17 protein-coding genes, 1 tRNA gene and 1 pseudogene are annotated in these 22,766 nt (G+C 44.4%); 6 read left to right on the top strand and 13 right to left on the bottom strand.

The genetic code is table 11. The features are described 5' to 3' along the window. Window positions 1-36: 36 nt before the first annotated feature. Complete coding sequence (gene ftsZ, locus BZL35_RS03065; RefSeq protein ID WP_106182709.1) at window positions 37-1,227, top strand: cell division protein FtsZ; 1,191 nt, start codon at window positions 37-39, stop codon at window positions 1,225-1,227. A 387-nt stretch (window positions 1,228-1,614) separates the two neighbouring features. Beyond that, window positions 1,615-2,529: a UDP-3-O-acyl-N-acetylglucosamine deacetylase gene (gene lpxC / locus BZL35_RS03060; protein ID WP_106182708.1), complete on the top strand. Its 915-nt coding sequence runs from the start codon at window positions 1,615-1,617 to the stop codon at window positions 2,527-2,529. A gap of 87 nt (window positions 2,530-2,616) precedes the next feature. On the opposite strand, the gene BZL35_RS03055 is transcribed toward lpxC, so the two are convergent. From BZL35_RS03055 to BZL35_RS03035, 6 genes are all read right to left on the bottom strand, one after another. Further along, window positions 2,617-3,063 carry a DciA family protein gene (locus BZL35_RS03055; RefSeq protein WP_219860853.1) on the bottom strand — a complete coding sequence of 149 codons (447 nt, stop codon included), beginning with the start codon at window positions 3,061-3,063 and terminating at the stop codon, window positions 2,617-2,619. Between the two features lie 389 nt (window positions 3,064-3,452). Continuing rightward, window positions 3,453-3,623 carry a hypothetical protein gene (locus BZL35_RS05035; RefSeq protein ID WP_181276539.1) on the bottom strand — a complete coding sequence of 57 codons (171 nt, stop codon included), beginning with the start codon at window positions 3,621-3,623 and terminating at the stop codon, window positions 3,453-3,455. A gap of 472 nt (window positions 3,624-4,095) precedes the next feature. Then, window positions 4,096-5,244: a ribonucleotide-diphosphate reductase subunit beta gene (locus BZL35_RS03050; RefSeq protein WP_106182706.1), complete on the bottom strand. Its 1,149-nt coding sequence runs from the start codon at window positions 5,242-5,244 to the stop codon at window positions 4,096-4,098. 239 nt (window positions 5,245-5,483) lie between these two features. After that, a complete protein-coding gene (locus BZL35_RS03045; RefSeq protein WP_106182705.1) occupies window positions 5,484-8,426 on the bottom strand; it encodes a ribonucleoside-diphosphate reductase subunit alpha in 2,943 nt (980 codons plus the stop codon). 395 nt (window positions 8,427-8,821) lie between these two features. Continuing rightward, window positions 8,822-9,403, bottom strand: coding sequence for a 1,6-anhydro-N-acetylmuramyl-L-alanine amidase AmpD (ampD, locus tag BZL35_RS03040; RefSeq protein WP_106182704.1), 582 nt, complete (start codon window positions 9,401-9,403; stop codon window positions 8,822-8,824). A gap of 393 nt (window positions 9,404-9,796) precedes the next feature. Continuing rightward, window positions 9,797-10,684, bottom strand: coding sequence for a cytochrome C assembly family protein (locus BZL35_RS03035; RefSeq protein ID WP_106182703.1), 888 nt, complete (start codon window positions 10,682-10,684; stop codon window positions 9,797-9,799). A gap of 67 nt (window positions 10,685-10,751) precedes the next feature. Between BZL35_RS03035 and ffh the strand changes: the two genes are divergently transcribed. Further along, window positions 10,752-12,113 (top strand): signal recognition particle protein, encoded by a 1,362-nt coding sequence (gene ffh, locus BZL35_RS03030; protein WP_106182702.1) that lies wholly within the window; start codon window positions 10,752-10,754, stop codon window positions 12,111-12,113. Window positions 12,114-12,759: 646 nt separating this feature from the next. Here the strand turns inward: ffh and BZL35_RS03025 are convergent. Next, window positions 12,760-14,493: a proline--tRNA ligase gene (locus BZL35_RS03025; RefSeq protein ID WP_106182701.1), complete on the bottom strand. Its 1,734-nt coding sequence runs from the start codon at window positions 14,491-14,493 to the stop codon at window positions 12,760-12,762. A gap of 92 nt (window positions 14,494-14,585) precedes the next feature. On the opposite strand from BZL35_RS03025, the pseudogene BZL35_RS03020 reads away from it, so the two are divergent. After that, window positions 14,586-15,053 (top strand): annotated as a pseudogene (locus BZL35_RS03020) (RNA pyrophosphohydrolase); the annotation flags it as partial. Window positions 15,054-15,449: 396 nt separating this feature from the next. Here BZL35_RS03020 and obgE read toward each other — a convergent pair. From obgE to rplU, 3 genes are all read right to left on the bottom strand, one after another. Continuing rightward, the gene (gene obgE / locus BZL35_RS03015) at window positions 15,450-16,523 is read right to left on the bottom strand and encodes a GTPase ObgE (RefSeq protein ID WP_106182699.1); all 1,074 of its coding nucleotides are present in this window, start codon (window positions 16,521-16,523) and stop codon (window positions 15,450-15,452) included. Window positions 16,524-16,666: 143 nt separating this feature from the next. After that, window positions 16,667-16,927 (bottom strand): 50S ribosomal protein L27, encoded by a 261-nt coding sequence (gene rpmA, locus BZL35_RS03010; RefSeq protein WP_106182698.1) that lies wholly within the window; start codon window positions 16,925-16,927, stop codon window positions 16,667-16,669. Between the two features lie 32 nt (window positions 16,928-16,959). Then, window positions 16,960-17,271, bottom strand: coding sequence for a 50S ribosomal protein L21 (rplU, locus tag BZL35_RS03005; RefSeq protein WP_106182697.1), 312 nt, complete (start codon window positions 17,269-17,271; stop codon window positions 16,960-16,962). 301 nt (window positions 17,272-17,572) lie between these two features. Between rplU and BZL35_RS03000 the strand changes: the two genes are divergently transcribed. Both BZL35_RS03000 and BZL35_RS02995 read left to right on the top strand, forming a co-directional pair. Then, entirely contained in the window at window positions 17,573-18,565 is a 993-nt protein-coding gene (locus BZL35_RS03000; RefSeq protein ID WP_420837020.1) for a polyprenyl synthetase family protein, read from the top strand. A 28-nt stretch (window positions 18,566-18,593) separates the two neighbouring features. Next, a tRNA-Pro gene (locus BZL35_RS02995) sits at window positions 18,594-18,670 on the top strand. A gap of 842 nt (window positions 18,671-19,512) precedes the next feature. On the opposite strand, the gene tpx is transcribed toward BZL35_RS02995, so the two are convergent. From tpx to accC, 3 genes are all read right to left on the bottom strand, one after another. Then, entirely contained in the window at window positions 19,513-20,013 is a 501-nt protein-coding gene (gene tpx, locus BZL35_RS02990) for a thiol peroxidase (protein WP_106182696.1), read from the bottom strand. Between the two features lie 470 nt (window positions 20,014-20,483). Next, entirely contained in the window at window positions 20,484-21,377 is an 894-nt protein-coding gene (prmA, locus tag BZL35_RS02985) for a 50S ribosomal protein L11 methyltransferase (protein WP_106182875.1), read from the bottom strand. 8 nt (window positions 21,378-21,385) lie between these two features. Then, window positions 21,386-22,747, bottom strand: a complete 1,362-nt coding sequence (accC, locus tag BZL35_RS02980; protein WP_106182695.1) for an acetyl-CoA carboxylase biotin carboxylase subunit — start codon at window positions 22,745-22,747, stop codon at window positions 21,386-21,388. Window positions 22,748-22,766 lie beyond the last annotated feature (19 nt).

The following is a 22,766-nucleotide window of genomic DNA, read 5'->3' as shown; positions in this document are numbered from 1 at the left end:
TTACTCCCAGCCATTTTTGCCCATAGGAGGTACTGTATGAACTTTGAAATGTTGGAAACGGAAACCAACGGCACCATTATCAAGGTAGTAGGCGTTGGTGGAGCTGGGGGTAATGCTGTTCAGCATATGATTAATCGTGGCGTACAAGGTGTGGAATTCATCACCATGAATACCGATGCGCAAGCCTTGGCGCGTTCGCAGGCGAGTACTACGATTCAGCTTGGCAAGACCGGTTTGGGTGCAGGTGCACGTCCAGAAATAGGTCGCTCTGCCGCTGATGAGGCGCGTGAGCGCGTTGCTGACTCTCTGCGAGGTGCGAATATGGTGTTTATTACCGCCGGTATGGGGGGTGGTACAGGCACAGGCGCCGCACCAGTTGTAGCGCAGATTGCGAAGGAAATGGATATCTTGACAGTAGGTGTGGTTTCTAAACCATTTGAGTTTGAAGGCCGTAAACGTATGCGTGTGGCGGAAAATGGCGCACAAGAGTTGGAAAATAATGTTGATTCACTCATCGTTGTGCTCAACGATAAGCTTTTTGAAGTGATGGGTGATGATGCAGAAATGGAGAAATGCTTTCAGTGCGCGGATGACGTGCTACACAATGCTGTTGCGGGTATTGCCGAAATAATCAATGTAGAGGGTCTCGTCAACGTTGACTTCGAAGATGTGAAGACGGTGATGAGTGAGCAAGGAAAAGCCATGATGGGTACGGCAACGGTCGCCGGTGTTGATCGTGCACGGCTTGCTGCTGAGCAAGCCGTAGCTAGTCCATTGCTTGAAGGCGTTGATTTGTCAGGCGCTCGTGGTGTTTTGGTCAACATCACAGCTTCACGGTCACTACGTTTATCAGAAACGCGGGAAGTGATGAATACCATTAAGGGCTACGCTGCCGAAGATGCAACTGTGATTTTTGGTACTGTATATGATGATAAAATGGGCGATGCTCTACGCGTCACTGTGGTTGCTACCGGCTTGGGTCGCGTTGTTGCGAAAAAGCAAGCGACACCGATGACATTGCTGAAAAGTGCTGCAGATAACCTATCAATCATTAATGGTCATGTACCGGTGACAGGTCAGATGGTAGGTGGTACCGACTCTGGAGTACTGGATCCAGCTGTGTGGCGCAGCTCTCGTGAGACTGCAGCATTGCATGTGGCTGCTCTGCAGGAAAAGGGCGTGGATACCTATGACATCCCGGCGTTTCTCCGGAAGCAAGCAGATTGATAAAATTAATAACATATACATAAAGATAAGCGATGTAATGGGGTGGCTGCTTGCCTATTTATAGGTAAGTATTGTGCAGATATATCGATTTTAAAACCAAAAAACATTGAGATATGAGCATACCTCTCAATCATAAATAAATGCAGTTCTGTGCTGTTTGAACTGGTTTGTGGTGGAAGCACCCCAAGTTTTAGTGTTATGGACAACGCCATGCCTTCATTATTTTCACCGTGAAGCATTTTTCTGCTAGTGAGAGGCAACTGTCTGAGGAGCTAGATTTATGGTATTTCATGAGCACGAGATCGCTTTATATTGACAACAGAGGAAATGGGAATTTGTTACAATTAAAAGTGTAGATATAGATATTTTATTATTTTTAATAAAAGCATGTTGAAGCAGCGCACCCTCAAATCTGTCGCTAAGACGGTTGGTATTGGTTTACACTCTGGTCGTAAGGTTGAGTTAACGTTGCGTCCTGCACCACCTGATACTGGCATTGTATTTTGCCGGATTGATTTATTCCCCGTGGTCGAAATTCCTGCGTCGGCGATGAGTATTGGTGATACGTGTATGGCATCTGTGCTGCAGAAGGATCGGACAAGGGTCTCGACTGTGGAGCATCTGATGTCTGCGTGTGCTGGCCTTGGCATCGATAATTTGTATGTCGATGTGACGACTGAAGAAATTCCGATTATGGATGGCAGTGCAGCAACTTTCGTTTTCCTAATCCAATCGGCTGGCATTGAAGAGCAGAATGTGGTGAAGCGGTTCATTCGTGTTACACGTTCCATTGAAGTGTGCGATGGAGATAAATTTGCTCGTCTGGAGCCTTACCATGGTTTCAGATTGAAATTTACAATCGATTTTCGTCATCCGGCGTTGGATCGTACTGGTCAGGTATTGGAGGTTGATTTTGCCAATATTTCATATGCTCGAGAAATTGCTCGAGCTCGTACTTTCGGCTTTGCTCATGAGGTGGAAATTTTACGTGAATTGGGGTTGGCTCGTGGGGGTAGCATGGACAATGCAATTGTCCTCGATGAATATCGTATTTTGAACAATGACGGGTTGCGCTATAACGATGAATTTGTTAAGCATAAGATGCTAGATGCAATTGGTGATTTATATGTAGTTGGCCATCCGTTACTCACGTCTTACACTGGTTACAAATCTGGGCACAATCTGAATAATCGGCTTTTGCGTGAATTATTGTTACAAGAAGCTTATGAGATAGTTACCTTTTCACGCTCAGAAGATGCGCCAAGGGGATTCCAGTTGGAGTTACAAACATCTCTCGTATAGGATCGATCTTAGACGTAAAACAACATAGATTTTTTTAAGAAGATGCACGGCCTTTTTCGGGGGTGTCTTCTATTGTAAAACTCAATCTTATGATTTTTGGTTGCCACCGTGAGAATGATGAGCAACAAGATGAGTGACTGCGTCTCGTAGTGGTGATGGTGATAATTCATCGCGCAAGTTGCGTAGACTAACAAATCCCTTTCGCGATAGACGTGTCTTTTTCAATGGCCTGAGAGGCACTGGCGATGTGATGTTGACACGAATGCTGATGCTACGAATTAGCCAACCACGTTTTGTTAAACTTTCGATTAGCGATGGTGTTTGTTGGCGTAAACGAGCAGCTACAGCGTTATTTGAGACTAAAAGAAGTAGTTTGCCGTTGAGCGGAGATGCTAGCTTCACCGCATGAGTTAACGATATTGGAAGCAGAGAGTGGACATCTTGCTCTAACTTACCAAGTTTTTGGGTTAGCAAAATAAGCGATCCGGTACCAGTGGCACAAGATAGTAATTCATTAAGTGGGCGCGGCGCCATACGAGTGGTAGTACGAGAGGATATAGGGAAGACAGAAGAGTATCCCGCCATTGTAGCTTTGTTCGAGTTCCCTGGTTATCTATCTACTATTTAAAAAAATAGCAGCTGATGAGTGTGTATATGGGAAAGCCATCTTATTTTAGGAGCTGTTTTGACGGTCGTGATGGTTGGAAAAGGGAGGCGAAAACCAACTAACGAAAACCAAAGAGGTTGTTTATTGAGGCGCATATTTATGCGTCTAGCTGCTTTTTATAATGCTTTACTGTATTATTTAATACTAAATCTTCCTAAGAAAAAAGTATGGTGAGTGCTGTAGCTGGGAGTTGATTGAATTGTTGCAAAGAGCTCTCCTAAGTGGAGAGACTGGCTTTATCCTTGAGCTTGACTTGCTACGGACGTTTGCCTGTTGGGAAAGGCCATGCGATTGGCTGACTTAACACCGTCGTCTTCGCTGAGCAATCGGAAACTGATTGTACTTTGTCAATAACGTCTGACGTAACTGATTTCTCTGGAATTATAAATTTCTTGGTTACGATTTTCTTAGGATCAATTATAGCCATCATTTTTCTCCTGAACGTAAGTATTATTCAAAAACCTGGCAAGAAAAACCAATTTCGGCGAAATGGACTTTGACTGATTGTGAAAATGAATTTTTGCATGTGGTCATGCGCCTCTTTGTTAGTATCAAGATGGCGGATCCTTTAGTTCTGTCGTTGCTAGGCAATTTAATATCTTGGGTTCTGATTTTGACATACCTTCTTTCATTAGGATAGAAGAAATTACAACTCAATACCACCAGTTCTTTGTGGCGGGGAAAGGTACAAGAAACATGGAAACGTGTACCTCGACAGATGCTATACGGAAAATTTTCTTAAGACAGATGCACCTTTATTTCTACATGAAATATCATTTCAACTAAAATATTTTGATTCTTCGCTGAGCAAGCGGAAACTAATTGCTTACAAATGAGAAAAATCGACGGTTGATAAGTCCATGAGATCTATCACAAGCTGCAGATGTGCACTACATTTCTTAATCCCAGTTTAAAGTGCCACCTGTTTGATATTCGATTACACGTGTTTCGAAAAAGTTACGTTCCTTTTTTAAATCGATCATTTCACTCATCCACGGGAATGGGTTTTCTTCATTAGGAAAAAGAACATCAAGACCGATTTGTGTACATCGCCGATTCGCGATGAAGCGCAGGTAGCCCTTGAACATGCCTGCATTTAGACCGAGTACACCACGTGGCATTGTATCTTCAGCATATCGATATTCAAGCTCCACAGCTGTTTTGAATAACTCACGAATCTCATTACGAAATTTCTGAGTCCAGAGTTGGGGATTTTCGAGTTTTACCTGGTTGATGAGATCGATGCCGAAGTTACAGTGCATTGATTCATCACGCAATATGTATTGATATTGCTCAGCTGCTCCTGTCATTTTGTTTTGGCGACCCAGTGCGAGGATTTGCGTAAAGCCAACGTAGAAGAACAGCCCTTCCATAATGCAAGCGAATACAATCAGCGAACGCAGCAATTTTTGATCAGTCTCCAGTGTACCGGTCTTAAATGCTGGATCTGTTAGAATGTCGATAAATGGGATGAGGAATTCGTCTTTTTCACGGATTGATTCTACTTCATGATAAGCATTGAAAATCTCACCTTCATCTAATCCTAAGCTCTCGACGATGTATTGGTATGCATGCGTATGGATAGCTTCTTCAAACGCCTGACGTAACAAAAACTGGCGACACTCAGGTGCCGTGATGTGGCGGTACGTGCCTAGCACAATGTTATTTGCTGCCAGTGAGTCAGCCGTTACGAAGAAACCCAGATTGCGCTTGACGATACGGCGTTCGGCTTCTGTTAGGCCGTTTGGGTCTTTCCACAGAGCAATGTCACGTGACATATTAATTTCTTGCGGCATCCAGTGATTCGCACATCCCGCCAGATACTTTTCCCAAGCCCATTTATACTTGAACGGTACCAACTGATTAACGTCTGTTGAACCGTTGATAACACGCTTGTCAGCAGCGTTTACACGCCGAGATGAATAGTTTTTGATCACATTTAGTTCGTCTTCTTTTTTGATAAGGATATTCTTGCTTAAAGGCAATGCTGTCATCGATGATGGGTCACTCTTTGGTTGTGTCTTCATGTCTTCGTTCCAATTCAACATGGTTCCGTCTAATGATATTCGGTGTTAAGCGGCGGATGCTGGTTATTCAAGGAATTCTACAGCGCAATCGAGAGAGCCAACGGCATGTTAAGCTCCCTGGAGATGATTTTGACTGATCGATGATGTTGAAAAAATTATTCAGGTTCTTCTTTATGACCAACAACACACAGTATGGATAGTGGAGTAATGATGAGTCTCATTTATAATGCTTTAAACACGTTGCGTGAAGTGGCTTGCTCTTACTGACAAGCCTCACATTCTTCAATGCCAGGATCTTCCCGAGACATTTTGCACACGGGACCTTCCACTGCTCGCATTGGTTGTGTGAGTGGCGGAATCCTCATGGTCTCTTCAAGTTCACTAGAAGATGGTACTGAATTTAATACCCCTGTTTTGACTGTTGATTTCTCGATGTGTGTTGCTGCCATTGTGCGTAGGTAGTACGTCGTTTTTAACCCACGTATCCACGCTAGTTTATAAAGCTCATCTAGCTTCTTCCCTGAAACTCCCGTCATATAAATATTGAGTGATTGTGCCTGATCAATCCACTTTTGACGACGTGAGGCGGCTTCGATTAACCACTTTGGCTCAATTTCAAATGCCGTGGCATAGATCTCACGCAAATCGGCAGGTACTCGATTTATATGCGATAGTGCACCATCAAAATACTTCAAGTCGGCGACCATCACTTCGTCCCAAAGACCTCGTGTTTTTAGATCTTCGACAAGATATTGGTTGACGACTGTGAATTCACCCGATAGATTTGATTTCACATAAAGATTTTGGAATGTGGGTTCGATACATGCCGAAACGCCGATGATGTTTGAAATCGTAGCTGTTGGAGCGATCGCGACACAGTTCGAATTGCGCATTCCATGCTCGGCGATATGCTTACGTAGGCTGTCCCACGATAGCGTTGAAGAGTTATCGACCTCGATATAGTTGCTACGGTCTTCTGCGAGTAATTGGAGTGAATCCTGAGGGAGAATACCTTGATCCCACAGCGAGCCTGGATATGAGGGATATTTTCCTCGTTCGACGGCCAACTCTGTCGATGCCCAGTAAGCGTAGTAGCAAATTGCTTCCATTGAACGATCAGCGAACTCAATCGCATCATTCGAGGCGTACGGAGTGCGCAACAAATGGAGGCAGTCCTGGAAGCCCATAAGTCCCAAACCGACGGGACGATGACGAATATTTGACTCACGCGCTTTCTCGACAGCGTAGTAGTTGATATCAATCACATTGTCGAGCATACGCATTGCCACACGAATGGTATGTTGCAATTTGTTATGATCGAGTTCGTAAATATTGTTGGCCGTGCGTTTCATGTGCGCAACTAAGTTTACTGAACCGAGGTTACACACCGCAATTTCTGTTTCACTCGTATTAAGAGTGATTTCTGTACATAGATTAGACGAATGAACTACGCCGACATGCTGTTGCGGTGAGCGGATGTTGCAAGGATCCTTGAAGGTAATCCAGGGATGACCGGTTTCAAATAACATACCTAGCATCTTGCGCCATAATGCTTGTGCTGGTACCTTCTTTGCGCTACTCAATTCACCACGTGCCGCTTTGGCTTCGTAGGCCACATAGGTAGCCTCAAAGGCACGACCGAACTTGTCATGCAGGTCTGGGCAGTCTGAGGGTGAGAATAACGTCCAATCTGCCCCTTCCATTACACGCTTCATAAACAAATCTGGGATCCAGTTCGCTGTGTTCATGTCATGCGTGCGCCGCCTATCATCGCCGGTGTTCTTCCGCAATTCAAGGAATTCCTCGATGTCTAGGTGCCATGTTTCCAAATATGCACAGACGGCACCTTTACGTTTTCCACCCTGATTCACTGCGACTGCTGTATCGTTAACAACCTTCAGGAAGGGCACCACACCTTGGCTCTTTCCATTTGTACCTTTGATACAAGAGCCTAACGCACGTACTTGAGTCCAATCGTTGCCTAAACCACCAGCAAATTTTGATAATAAGGCATTTTCCTTGAGTGCTTCGTAAATCCCTTCAAGATCATCCGAAACGGTTGTTAAATAGCATGATGACAGTTGTGACCTACGTGTACCGGCGTTGAATAACGTGGGGGTCGAACTCATGAAATCGAAGGTCGATAAAATGTGATAGAACTCAATGGCACGTGCTTCGCGATCTATTTCACCTAGCGCCAATCCCATCGCGACACGCATAAAGAAAGCCTGTGGCATTTCGATCCGCGATTCATTGACATGTAAGAAATAACGGTCATATAGTGTTTGTAAACCGAGGTAGTTGAATTGTAAATCCCTGGATGCATCAATGGCCAAGCTCAGCTTGGTTAGATCGAAGTTTAGCATTGTTTCATCGAGCAACTCGGCATCGATACCACGCCGAATGAAGCGCGGAAAATAATCGACGTAACGGGTTGCCATTTGGCTTTGCGATACTTCTTCACCAAAGATTTCTCGACGAATCGTATGCATCAAAATACGTGCTGTGACGAAGCTGTATGCCGGTTCCTTTTCGATTAATGTTCTCGCTGCTAGAATTGCGGAATTATAAATCTGTGATACTGGTACTCCGTCGTATAGATTTTTGATAGTTTCTGCCAGAATTGGTTCTGGACTAACATCGTCGCCCAAATTTTCGCAAGCTGATTGTATGAGGTTACGTAAAGCCACTGCGTCAAGGGGACGAGATGTCCCGTTGTCGGTGACGTATATTTCTATTTTTTCTGGTTTTATGACCAGTGGTACCCTCCCCATATTACGTTCCCGTTCTTGGGCGCGTTTTTCGCGATACAACACGTAGGCACGGGCGGTGTTATGCTCACCGGCACGCATCAATGCTAGTTCGACCTTATCTTGGATATCTTCAATATGGAAGGTTCCACCGCCGGGACGGCTACGCATTAGCGCGTGCACAATATTCTCTGTCAGTTTCTCGACCAATTCACGAATCCGTGTTGAAGTCGCGCTTGACCCTCCATTAACTGCCAAAAAGGCTTTCGTCACCGCAATAGCGATTTTTGATTGATCAAAACCTACCACGGCACCATCACGTCGAATCACTTTGAAGTCGGCATAATCAGTTGTGGAAATTTCTCCTCTTGTTTCGAGCGTAGAGGCTTTGCCTGTTGCCAAAGCATTCTGGGATGAAGATTCTTGATGCGTATGATTTTCGTTGGTTTGCATATTGCAATTTTTCCTCTTTCAATGGATTAATACCAAGCGTCTTTACCATCTGAGGTTAACAGCAAAGCGTGCCAAGGAGTGAGAACATGGTCCCAGGGTTAATATAGCAACATCCAAGGAGCCGCCGATGACACACAGACGTCTGAGATCAAAACATGTGCCAAGTGGGGTTCTAATTTAATAACTGAAACCACGCTTAATTGATCGTAAGATTTTTTCAAAGCCACTATTTATAGTGGCTTTGAAATGATTCAAAACTAAGTATAGTGGAGATAGGACTCACAGAACACTATAAATTTTTTTGTTTCTGAAGGTTTTACTCAGAAAATGACAATGCACTAAATAATTCATCAAAATATGAAGCCATATTAATGATAGACAGAAAAATACGATTATTAGGGGCACTGATATGGCATAATTTTACCAGGTAGATCGGTTAAGTCTCTCAGAGTCATCCAATCGAAATATGGTCCCGGGTCGGTTTTTCGACCGGGTGCAATATCAGCATGCCCGACGATTGCTTGAATTGAGTAACGTGCGAAGATGGCAAGTGTGAGTTTTGCCAATCCTTTGTACTGTAATTTTTCAAATGGCAAGTGATCGCTGCCTTCTACCTCTATACCTATTGAAAAATCATTACAGTGCTTCCGACCTTGAAATGAAGATACTCCCGCATGCCAGGCGCGAGCATTGCAGGAGACAAACTGCTGTACTCTGCCAGTACGCCGCACAAGAAAATGAGCTGATACGTGTAAATCACGAATTTCGTTGAAAATTGGATGAGCACTGTTATCGAGTTTGTTGCAGAAAAAATCTGCAATCTCGTTTCCGCCAAACTGGCCATGAGGTAATGAAATGTTATGCACCACTAACAAGTCAATGGCCATGGCCTTAGGTCGCTCATCAAAATTTGGCGAGGGAATACGTTCTGCATTATATGCCCAGCCATCATTATCAATCTTAAATAGAGCCGTCATCGCATCATTACACCGTTTGCTGATATTATGATCCTAGTCCCTAGGATGGTCAAAAAAGCACCATGAGCATGGTGCTAATAATAAAGGTCTGAATATTTTCTCAGCATGTAGGTGATTTTAGCGCAGCAAGCGAAGCTTGAGATTGCTATTCCCACTATTTAGACCTACGTCAGACATATAGAAAATTTTAAGAAAACGCACGCTGGAGGTTTTTTCAGAGCTGGATACCGATAGTTTCACCACTCGAGATATTAAGTAATTTATCTATGGCAGCATAGGAAGTTTCTATTATTTTTTATCAGTGTGGCTATTGCATGGTCTCTTTCGGGTATATTCCCGAAAGTTTATCATCCGTGTCTATTCTCATAAATAGGCTCATTACGTATCTACTTCTCATTTCTCTTGAAAACGATGCAGTATAACCTCCAGTACGAAGCAACTTCCAACATACGCTAGCAATAAAGTTAGGAATGAAACTAACACCCAACGCCACGCAACTTTTCCGCGCCAACCATACAAGTGCCTTCCCGTCAATAACGAACCGAACATTACCCACGAAATGACAGCAAAAACTGTCTTGTGATCGATGCGGGCAGGTAGACCAAAAAGCATTTCTGAAAACAATACTCCTGAAACTAAGGTAAGCGTGAGTAAGATAAATCCCGCACTAATTAACCGGAACAATAACTTTTCCATCGTCAAGAGTGGAGGTAGTGTATCCAACCATCGGGAAACCTTGCCTGTTGGCTGTACGCCTGAATCTGCTGGATGCAAATGATGCTCGGCATATATCATTAGCATGGCATGCAGCGCGGTTAAAGCGAATAAGCCATATGATATGTTCGCAATGATGAAATGCAATTTAAACATTGGGTTTGCAGCGAAAGTTACTACACGGTTGTTAGAAAAAATAAGCGGCATTAAACAAGCTAGCGCAGCCACTGGCATGAGCAGAATCCGCAGCGAATCGAGCGGAAAGAATAAGCGTTCGATCGAGTAGATGCAGACTGACAACCAGAGCATTGCAGATAATGCGTATACAAACCCGAAATGCATGCTGTCGGCACGGAAAATAGTCTTATACAACAAGATTCCATGTACGATTAGCGTAATGAAAAGTACGTATTGTAATGGCTGATACTTGGACGCAGGAACACTACGAGAAGTCTCACCTTGTGGGATAAAGCTCTTGGTGGCTGTATCACACTGGTAGCCATGCCATGCTGTTGTAGCAAGACCCGTATAAAGGAGCGCCGTCAGCGCATACAGTAAAATAGTCATGTTAGGATTTTACACTAGGCCCTGGCAATAGAGGTGTCCCAATTCTTGTACTAAAAGGAAACATTTCATGCTCAATAATCTCACTGCACGTCTAGCAAAAGTTGTTAAGACAATTCGAGGTGAAGCTCGTCTGACAGAAGTTAACACGAAGGAAATGCTGCGAGAAGTTCGCATCGCCTTGTTGGAGGCCGACGTGGCTTTACCAGTTGTAAGAGATTTTATTACTAAGGTGAAGGAAAAAGCGCTTGGTGAAGAGGTCATTTCAAGTCTTTTGCCTGGAGAAGCTCTCGTTAGCGTTGTCCATCGTGAGCTGACCGTCCTCATGGGAGGTGATTATGATAGCCGTGCCACTGAACTTAACTTGGCTACAACACCACCTGCTGTTATGCTAATGGTTGGTTTGCAAGGTGCAGGTAAAACGACCACGGTTGGGAAACTTGCCAAGTTGTTACGTGGTAAAAAGAAAAAAGTACTGACGGTCTCAACTGACGTTTACCGCCCGGCTGCTATCACACAGTTAAAAACTGTGACGGGACAAGCGGGAGCTGAATTCTTCCCTTCCAGTTCGGAGCAAAACCCGATTGATATCGCGCGGGCCGCACTGGATTGGGCAAAGAAACATCATCACGACGTTTTGCTTGTCGACACGGCAGGCCGCCTCGGTATCGACGAAGCTATGATGCAGGAGATCAGTATGCTGCACACTGCTTTGAATCCAATCGAAACGTTGTTCGTAGTCGATGCCATGCTCGGACAAGATGCGCTTAATACAGCACGTGCGTTCAATGATACGGTGTCGCTCACCGGAATCGTCTTAACCAAAATCGATGGCGATTCTCGTGGCGGTGCCGCATTGTCCGTGCGTTACCTTACTGGTTGCCCCATTAAATTTGTCGGCGTTGGCGAAAAAATTGATGGACTGGAAATCTTCTACCCAGAGCGAATGGCTAACCGTATTCTCGGGATGGGAGATATTCTTTCTTTGATTGAAGAAGCACAGCGCGGAGTTGATCTGCAAACCGAAAAAAAGCTTGCACAAAATAAGAAAGATGGCGATTTTGATCTTAATTACTTCAAAATGCAAATTGGCCAGATGAATAAGATGGGAGGACTGTCCAAACTGATGGATAAATTGCCCGCACAGTTCCAAGTTGCAACCAACGAAACACATATGGATCAAGCAGAAAAATCTGTGCGTCGCATGGAAGGCATTATCAATGCGATGACGCCCGCTGAACGTGCCAAACCAGAACTAATCAAAGCCAGCAGAAAACGCCGCATTGCTGCAGGTGCTGGTGTGCAGGTACAAGAGGTCAATCGCATGTTGGCACAATACGAACAAATGCGAACAATGATGAAGAAGCTGAAAGGAGGGGGGATGATGAAAATGATGCGTAGTATGAGAGGCCTGATGTCAGGCATGCACTAATGTATGAATGATTATATCATTCATACATGCATTGGTTTTGATTTGAAAATCTGCATAAAGCCGCAATGTAGAGAAGCAAGAAGAGATTCTTTGCGGTTCATGAAGATCGGTCATTAGTTATGAATCGACTCGTGAAGGCTAGTGCTGTATTTTTTGCTCGAATTCTGTTGTATGCATCTTGTTATATGCGAATAGACACAATAATATTGAGATATGCTATAAGCATACAAATAGCATGTATTGCTAGTACTTGATGTCATTCTCGATGATGGTTGCGATGCACACCCCATCTTTGTTCTGGATCAAAGAACAAGCTGTAGAATAGAGCGCTATATGGAATATTGTTAGATAAACCAAAGTCTTTACATTCAGTTTTTTGATTTTTCTTTTTCTATGAGACCGTTGCTTCTTTGATTCTGACATAGGTGTGTATGCACTGGTTATTGGTGGAAATTATACTTAATCTGAGTATTGAATTGACTGGGACACATACCTAGGTACATATACAAGAAAAAATTGAGGTGGTTCACGCCTTGATAGAATGCAGCAGCTCCCGATAATATTAATGACGGTTAAAAGTTTATATTTTAGATCGATTGTGCCTGAGAAACTTTAGTCCATTCTAGAGACAGATTGTAAAGTAGCATTACAGTTTTTTTGCAGCTTTCACTTTGCGTGCCACAACTTGAGCTGCTGACCCTTTTTCTAGAAACAGGGTATCTGTATGACGCCGCTCCTGATACTCGATTTTCCCTTCTTTTAGGCTACGATCGCCAATTATTAAACGATGTGGTATACCAATTAATTCCCAGTCGAAAAACATCACTCCTGGCCGTTCACCACGATCGTCCAAAATCACATCAATACCAGAATTCAATAGATCTTCATACAATTGATTCGTCACTGTTCGAACAGATTGGCTACGGTCATAATGCATCGGACATAGGACAACTTCAAATGGTGCAATTGTTTCTGGCCAGATGATGCCTCTATCGTCGAAATTCTGTTCGATTGCCGCTCCTAAGATTCGAGTGATGCCAATACCGTAGCAACCCATTTCGATGTGTTGCGACTTGCCTGTTTCGCTAAGGGAGGTCGCATTCATCGCATCCGAATATTTAGTGCCTAATTGGAATACATGCCCCACTTCAATTCCACGACACATTGCAATCTTGCCTTTGCCATCGGGTGATGGATCTCCCTCGACGATGTTGCGAATATCGTAAACCTCGGGCTCTGGCAAATCGCGACCCCAATTTACACCTGTTAAGTGGAAATTAAGCTCATTGGCTCCAATTACAAAATCGCTCATATTGGCCACAGTCTGATCTGCTATAACCCTCATCGGACGCTTTGTACCAATTGGCCCAAGATAGCCCGATGATGTCCCAAACCACTCTACAATTTCGACTTCACTGGCGAAACGAAATTCTTCTAAACCAGAGATTCGATTAGCCTTGATTTCGTTTAGATGGTGATCACCACGGAGCATCAGCAGCCAAATTTTTATCTTTCCATCAACATCTGTTGCTAGGACAACCGATTTCACTGTACGTTCCAGTGGAATTCCAAGATATTCAGCCACCGCTTCACACTTTGCTTTGCCAGGTGTTGCTCTCTTCAATAGTGTTTCCATTGGAGCTGCACGGTCATTACTCAGCGGAATACAGTCTACTTTTTCGATATTTGCTGCATAGTCAGATGTCGGACAATAGGCTATGGCATCTTCCCCAGTCTCGGCGATGACATGAAATTCATGTGATTCTGAACCGCCGATTGAGCCGTTATCGGCAATCACTGCCCGGAATTCTAAGCCGATGCGCGTGAAGATTCGTACATAAGCATCGAACATTTTTTTGTAGGATACTGCGAGACTAGCGCGGTCTTTATCGAACGAATAAGCGTCTTTCATAATAAATTCACGACCACGCATTACCCCGAAACGTGGACGAATCTCATCGCGGAACTTGGTCTGAATTTGATAGAAGTTCACCGGCAACTGACGGTAACTCTTGATTTGCCGCCGGACGATATCTGTAACCACTTCCTCATGTGTTGGTCCGATAACGAAATTTCGAGCGTTACGGTCCTTCAAGCGCAACAATTCTGGTCCGTACTTTTTCCAACGACCTGATTCTTGCCATAATTCAGCTGGTTGGACGGCAGGCATCAATAACTCAATGGCTCCTGCCCGATTCATTTCCTCGCGCACAATTGTCTCTATTTTTCGGATAGAGCGCAGACCAATTGGCAGATAGCTATAAATACCACCAGCAACGCGGTGGATCATTCCCGCCCGCATCATTAGTTTGTGACTGATTATTTCAGCGTCAGATGGCGCTTCTTTCAATGTGCTTATATAAAAATGAGAAGCTTTCATGATTTTTCAGAAGAGAGATAGGACCACCGGTCCGCGGTAGCGAGTATCTGTTTTATAATTAGAACAATTTTAAAGGATTCAAGGGTGGTTGTATGCTGGATCGTGAAGGCTTTCGCCCGAACATCGGCATCATTCTCTTAAACGCACATAATGAAGTGTTCTGGGGTAAGCGACTCGGAGAGCATTCTTGGCAGTTTCCTCAAGGTGGGATAAAGTACGGTGAGACGCCGGAACAAGCCATGTATCGCGAGCTTTATGAAGAAATTGGATTAAAACCAGAACACATCAAGATCATGGGTCGCACACGTGATTGGGTGCGTTATGAGGTGCCGAACAAGTTTGTTAAGCGTGAAGTACGCGGGCATTATCGAGGGCAGAAGCAAATTTGGTTTCTTTTGCGTATGGTGGGTCGGGATTGCGACATTTGCTTGCGGGCAACTACGCATCCGGAATTCGATGCCTGGCGTTGGAATGCCTATTGGGTACCGCTCGACGCTGTCATCGAATTTAAACGTGAAGTCTATCAACTTGCGCTGAATGAGTTGTCGCGCTATCTGCGAGGTAGTCCCGTGTATATAACACAAGGTCATCGCAAGTTGCCAAAAATAGAGATGAAGCTGCCTTCATGTGCACAGAACCTCTCCGATTCTATGGTTAAGTCAACTAAAAAATCTACGAGAAACTGATGGGATGGCTTATGCAAAGTTAATTGACATGTGAGGATCTGAAGGTTTACATTGTTTCCATAGGAGTTCTGTGGAGAACCGTTTACTTTGGTAAAAAGATAGTACCTTTGATTACCTATTCTGGTAACTAGATGATCTGCTCAGTTATATGTATTAACAGATTTGCATGTTGTCTACATCTAATGGTCGAAAGGCTTGAGTCTAGTTCTAACATGATTCTTCAGTGTTATCGAGATTCGTCGGGTTAGTGCTCTCACATGTGAGAGGGATTCAAAAAGTGTCGCGAAAACGCGGGTCTAATGCAGCATCTCCAAGAGATTTTTCTATCTCGCCGCGCTTGGCATAGAGATCATTTTGAATCGCGTGGCAAAGATTCTTGCAACCTTCACCTGTTAAGGCAGAAATCTGGAAGACAGGTCCATGCCACATATAGCGAGTTAAGAAATCGGCGACACGCGTTTCGCGTACCTCTAGGGGGATCATGTCGACCTTATTCAGTACGAGCCACCGTTCTTTCTCGAAGAGGGATTTGTCGTATTTTTTTAGTTCGTTTACAACGGCTTGTGCATCAAGAACTGGATCAATAGTCTCATCAAATGGTGCTAGATCCACGATATGCAGTAGTAATCCTGTGCGCTGTAAATGGCGTAAAAAACGATGCCCTAATCCGGCTCCTTCCGCTGCACCTTCGATTAGTCCTGGAATATCAGCGATGACGAAACTCTTGTTTGCTGCAGTGCGTACTACACCTAAGTTCGGATGCAGCGTTGTAAATGGATAATCCGCTAACTTCGGCCGGGCATTTGATACCGAAGTGATAAACGTTGACTTGCCCGCATTGGGCATACCGAGCAATCCGACATCCGCTAGTACTTTAAGTTCAAGATGCAACATACGTTGCTCGCCGGGTTTCCCGTCAGTTTTCTGACGCGGTGCACGATTTGTGCTGGATTTGAAGTGTAGATTGCCAAGGCCACCATCTCCTCCTTTTGCGAGCTGCACGATCTCACCATGCTCGGTCAAATCAGCTACGATCTCGCCGCTCTCCATATCTGTGATGATGGTGCCAACAGGCATGCGCAAGGTGATGTCGTCACCACTCTTGCCATAACAGTCTGAACCGCGGCCACTTTTACCATTACTTGCTATATGTTTCTTGGCGTAGCGAAAATCAATGAGTGTGTTGGTATTACGGTTGGCAATTGCATACACACTACCGCCTCGGCCACCATCACCACCGTCCGGACCACCGAAGGGTACGAATTTTTCGCGTCGCATGGACGCTGAGCCGTTACCCCCATTTCCAGCAATGACTTCGATGTACACTTCATCAATAAATTTCATGTATTCATCCTGTGAGTTCGGCTGTCATAGGAGTGTTTTACACTGGCGGACAGTGGCTTGATAAGATTCATGGGGGAATCGGGATAGTAAACAAAAAAGCCCTGCAAGTGTGCGAGGGCTTTTGCGAGGGTGAAAGATAAACCTTATGCCTTTGGAACTACAATAACAAAATGTTTATTGGCTCTACCTTTGATGGCGAATTGCACATTACCATTTTTCAGTGCAAATAGCGTGTGATCCTTGCCGATACCAACATTTTCGCCAGCATGCATACGCGTACCACGTTGTCGCACGATAATGCCCCCCGCTAGAATTGCCTGACCCCCATACACCTTTACTCCGAGCCGTTTCGACTCTGAATCACGACCGTTACGGGAAGATCCGCCTGCTTTTTTGTGTGCCATGGTTTAATTCCTCAACTTTTTGCGTGATTAGCTTAGCAGACAATGCTATCGATGGAGAGTTCCGTGTAGTTTTGGCGATGGCCTTGACGCTTTTGGTAATGTTTACGACGGCGCATCTTAAAAATTTTCAACTTGTGATGACGACCCTGAGCGACAACAGTGGCTTTGACCGAAGCTCCAATGACCAAAGGCGCACCGAACCTAATCGACTGCCCCTCACCAACGGCGAGCACTTGGTTAATGCTGATTTCAGTGCCAATGTCTGCCGGTATCTGTTCTATTTTCAGTTTTTCACCAGCGGCAACTTTATATTGCTTGCCGCCGGTTTTTATGACCGCATACATGGTTTTGAGCCTCACTCATTAAATAAGAGAATATAATTTGCGTGTATCTGACCAACCTGCCGTCCTCTTTTTACTCGCGACAACCTCGGCCACTGGGGGAAACGGATTCGGATGATAGAATAGGCTTGCAAAGATGATTTCTTCAAGAAAGGAAATGACTATCGATGCAAATGCGCACACGAAGATCCCTTATACAGAATTTTTCGTTTTTCGTCAAAAAATATCTTTTTAAAATTACAACTTTGGGAATTTTGCCGCATAGGGCTCACTCACGCTATATAATTTGCTCGATTTTCTCCTAATCGAGTTTCTTTTGACTGCATCGACTGTTTCTAAGAATTTGTTGGCCGTGATCGCTGATGATATGGCTCAGGTTGACGAGCTGATTCGTGAACGCCTATTCTCCGAAGTGGTGTTAATTAACCAAATTTCGGAATACATCATTGGTGGTGGAGGTAAACGTTTGCGTCCAGCATTATTGCTGCTCGTAGCGGGAGCACTTGGTGTTGAGTCACGAGACAAGTATGAACTAGCCGCTGTCGTGGAGTTTATACATACATCCACACTGCTACACGACGACGTCGTTGACGAATCTAATCTGCGCCGAGGTAAACAAACCGCCAATGCATTGTTTGGTAATGCAGCTTCCGTATTGGTCGGAGACTTCTTGTATTCGCGGTCGTTTCAAATGATGTTGAAGGCGAACAGTATGCGTGTGATGCAGATTCTTGCGAAGGCGACAAATTTAATCGCTGAAGGTGAGGTATTGCAATTGCTAAACATGCATGATCCTAACGTCAATGAAGCTCAGTATTTGCAAGTTATTCAGTATAAAACAGCAACCCTTTTCGAGGCAGCAACCCAACTGGGTGCGATACTGGGCCAAGCGGATGCCACAATGGAAAAAGCATTAGCCGAATATGGAGGCCATCTTGGTATGACTTTCCAATTGATGGATGATTGGCTTGATTATGCTGGTGATAGCATGCTGATGGGCAAGAATGCTGGTGATGATTTGCGCGAAGGCAAGCCTACATTGCCACTTATTTATGTGCTACATCACGGCACTCTCGAAGAGAAAAATATAGTGAGAGAAGTCATCCAAAATGGGGGAGGAGATCAGTTCGAACGAATTTTCTCTGCCATCACGCGTACAGGAGCACTGGACTATACATTGCAACGTGCTGAATTTGAGGCAAATGCTGCTGCAGAAAAACTTTCCGGGCTGCCGAGTTCCTCTTACAAAAAAAGCCTGTTAGAATTGTGCGATTATTTGATGACCCGCCGCACTTGATCTCGTGAAAATTCTTTATGATAAAGTACGGGGTGTAGCTTAGCCTGGTAGAGCGCTACGTTCGGGACGTAGAGGCCGGAGGTTCGAATCCTCTCACCCCGACCAAATTTATTTTTTGGTATCTCCTAAGTGAGGAAACTTGCGACGCAATAGGATGTTTGGATAGTTATCGTTTTTTACGACGGACTGTCTTTTTTGATGGGAGGGGTCTTATGTTTTGCTATCGAGCTTTTCAGCCAGCCCCAGTTTCTATTCCGTAATCCTAAGTAATTTGCTGCATCATGTAGATGATGTCAATTTGGTGAGATGAACCAGTTTAAGAGTCCCTATTTAGGGACTCTTTATTGTTTTTTTCTCTACCACATTATATTCCCCTCAAAGGGAATCTTCGTCTCATCTTCATACAACTGATTAAGCAGTCGAGTCTCTGATTTTTGCTCAAGGATGGTCACTTTCTCTCCAGAGAAGATGTCTCATCACTCAATTCATGTCAGGGTGGTCATGTAATGATAACTTTTTTCTTCCAGACTACTACCTATTTCGGGTAGCACGAAAGGTTAGCTTATCATCTTGGCCACGCTGAACACCTTTTAAGGTGATTTGGCTGTGTGATTTTGTATTTTTCTCCTTTATTCTTACGTTAGTTCATTGACTGCTATGTCTATTATGTTTTGTATTGTAAACATTGTTTTTTTTGGAGAGGAACAAAAGTTTTTTAGTGAGTTTGATTAGACCCAACTTTTTCGTTGACAATCAGTTAGAATTAGCCACAAGCCCATATCAATCCTTAACCGTCTGTATTTATTATGCACGGATTTCTCGTCGCGTCGAGCTTTTGAGGGTTATTTTCTCCGCATGGAAACGGATATAGGCCTCCTATGAGGATATAGCTTTTTGAAGCTTGTGTTTGCTAATTTTTTTTAAGCTACATGAATGACAAGATCGGACTACAATAATACGTTCAGTGCTGCATCATAATTTGGTTCATTCTTTATTTCTTTCACGAGTTCAGCGTGCAGGATTTTATTGTTTTCATCGATTACGAGCACGGCACGTGCTGTAACGCCGGTAAGCGGCCCCGTTTTGATGTCAACGCCATAGACTTGCTTGAACTCTGCTCCACGCATGGTTGATAGTGAGATAACATTGGTCAGGCCTTCGGTGGCACAGAAACGACTCATGGCGAACGGTAGATCAGAGGATACTACTAGTACAACGGTATTGGTGAGCTTGCTCGCAGCTTCATTGAACTTACGTGTGGATGTTGCACATGTTGGCGTATCTAAACTTGGCACAATGCTGAGTATTTTCCGCTTACCTTGAAAATCCGCGAGTTTTACGTCTTCCAGATCCTTATTGACGAGCGAAAACGCAGGTGCGATCGAACCTTTTTGAGGGAAGTTGTCGCCAACTGTGGTGGGGTTGCCTCCGAGTGTGACTTGAGACATCAATTTCTCCTTGATAGATGAATGTAGTAAAACGCTAAAAAATCAATACATAAATTTTTCTATAGAGGGTTGTCTAAGATCCCTGTGGGATAATCCTAACAGAATCTTCGCCATTTTGTACGAAGTTAGAATAGGAAGAGAGTTTTATTTTGTGAGGTATATTTGGAAAAAATCGTCTTCAACGTGTGTAGATTCCCTGCATGAGGGCAGGAGCCTAATCGTCAGATAATAAATTAAGATGACGAGCATTTTTGGAGTAAGTAAACCGGTAATTTGAGCAGTGAGCAAAAATTTTTTGTCGTTATAGTGATTCCTCGATGGTTCTTTATTGCTATCACCATTCTCGTTACTGATCTTTAGCTAAAGGACTTTGCACAAGGTAATGGCTTGTGTAGACATAAAAAGATTTTATTGTAATTAGAGTAGCGAGCAGGAAGAATGTGATTAAGAGATGTATGTGTGTACTTTATCTAGGTGGATTCGCCGTGTAAACAGGCCCAACCATCTTGCATGCGCCAGAGTTTCATTGTCATATAAGGCGCGTAGGCCAAGATGACTTCGTCCACTTGATGCTCTAACACACCTGATAACGCTAATCGTCCGCTTCTTGCTGTGTAGCCACACAATATTGAAGCCAGTAGTTTGAGGGGATTTGAGAGGATGTTTGCAATGACGATATTGAATTGAGCTTTCTGAAGATCCGATGGTAGGTGGTATTCGACGGTTACTTGGTTACGTTCACTGTTGTCACGCGCGGTGAGTAGTGCTTGCGGATCAATATCGATACCGATTACTGGCTGTGCGCCGCATTTTTGTGCCAGAATTGCCAGAATTCCAGAGCCACAGCCGTAATCGAGCAAAGATTGACCAGGAAAGATATGCTCCTCCAGCCACTCCATACAAAGACGTGTGGTTGGATGGCTGCCGGTGCCAAAAGCGAGGCCTGGATCGAGTTCAATCACGATTGAACTTGGTTTTGGCGCGCTATGCCAGGATTGTACAACCCAGATATTTTTTCCAATGGAGATCGGTTCAAACTTGGATTGTGTCATATGAACCCAATCTTGATCAGCTACATCACGCAAAAGATATGAAGGAACTTGCGTTAAGCCTAGAGTATTGATCGCAGCGATAAGTAGCACAAGAGGGTCATAATCCTGATTGAATAACGCTATTAGACGTGAATGTTCCCATTCGTTCTTTGTAGTGATTAATCCAGGTTCCCAAAATATGGGTCGTTCGGCTAGCGTGTCGGCGTTGGAGTCTTCTATCGACACGGATAGTGCGCCTAGGTTCAATAGAGCGTCTGACAATGCTTCTGCGTTTGCTTTTGCGACTTCTTCTACCACAAGTTCACGGTACATGGGCATATTTAGTTACCCTCAACAGCAGATTTTTGTGCTAGTTTGTACTCAAGATAATGGATACTTGTCCCACCTTCGATGAATTTGGCGTCAAGCATTAACTGGCGATGCAACGGAACATTTGTCTTAATGCCTTCGATTACTATTTCTGATAGCGCAATACGCATTCGATTGATGGCTTGCGCACGGGTACAGCCGTAGGCAATGAGTTTGCCGATCATCGAGTCATAATTGGGAGGCACAAAATAACCGTTATAAGCATGTGAATCAACGCGAATGCCAGGTCCGCCAGGCATGTGCCAGGCCGTAATACGACCCGGGGATGGCGCGAATGTGAATGGATCTTCAGCGTTGATACGGCACTCGATTGCATGTCCATGGAATTCGATATCACGTTGGCGAATTGTTAGTTTTTCGCCTGCAGCAATACGAATCTGTTCTTGTATGATATCGATGCCCGTAATTATTTCAGTTACTGGGTGTTCGACCTGTATGCGCGTATTCATTTCGATGAAGTAGAACTCTCCATTTTCATACAGAAATTCGAAGGTGCCAGCCCCGTGATAACCCATTTTTTTGGCCGCTTCGGCACAGCGGTCGCCAATACGATCGATCAAACGGCGTGGGATCATTGGAGCGCTTGCTTCTTCGATGATCTTCTGATGGCGTCGTTGCATTGAACAGTCGCGTTCCCCAAGCCAGATAGTGTTTTTGTGCTTATCGGTCAGTATTTGGATTTCGATATGGCGAGGATTCTCAAGGAACTTCTCCATATAAACTTCCGGATTATGAAATGCACGACCTGCTTCTTCGCGCGTCATGTTAACCGCGTTGACGAGTGCTGCTTCTGTATGTACTACCCTCATGCCTCGGCCACCTCCGCCACCAGCCGCTTTGATTATGACTGGATAACCAACATGGCGTGCTATACGTACAATTTCCTTTGGATCTTCCGGCAACACTCCTTCTGAACCTGGTACGCACGGGACACCCGTTTTGATCATGGTCTGTTTGGCTGATACTTTATCACCCATCAGACGGATTGTCTCAGGGCGAGGACCAATAAAGATAAAACCCGATTGCTCGACGCGCTCTGCAAAATCCGCGTTTTCGGATAAAAATCCATAGCCTGGGTGTATAGCTTGCGCGTCAGTGACTTCGGCCGCGCTGATGAGTGCTGGCATGCTTAAATAGCTCTGAGCTGACGGCGCCGGTCCTATACAGACTGCTTCATCAGCAAGCTTGACATATTTTGCATCTTTATCGGCCGTCGAATAGACTACGACAGTTTTTATACCTAATTCACGGCATGCACGTTGAATACGCAGAGCAATTTCGCCGCGATTTGCAATGAGAATTTTTTCAAACATGATTTTCAACCTCTATCCG

It is taken from the genome of Candidatus Pandoraea novymonadis (assembly GCF_003004665.1).
Classification (GTDB): domain Bacteria; phylum Pseudomonadota; class Gammaproteobacteria; order Burkholderiales; family Burkholderiaceae; genus Pandoraea; species Pandoraea novymonadis.
This window is presented reverse-complemented; position numbering and strand designations above follow the sequence as displayed.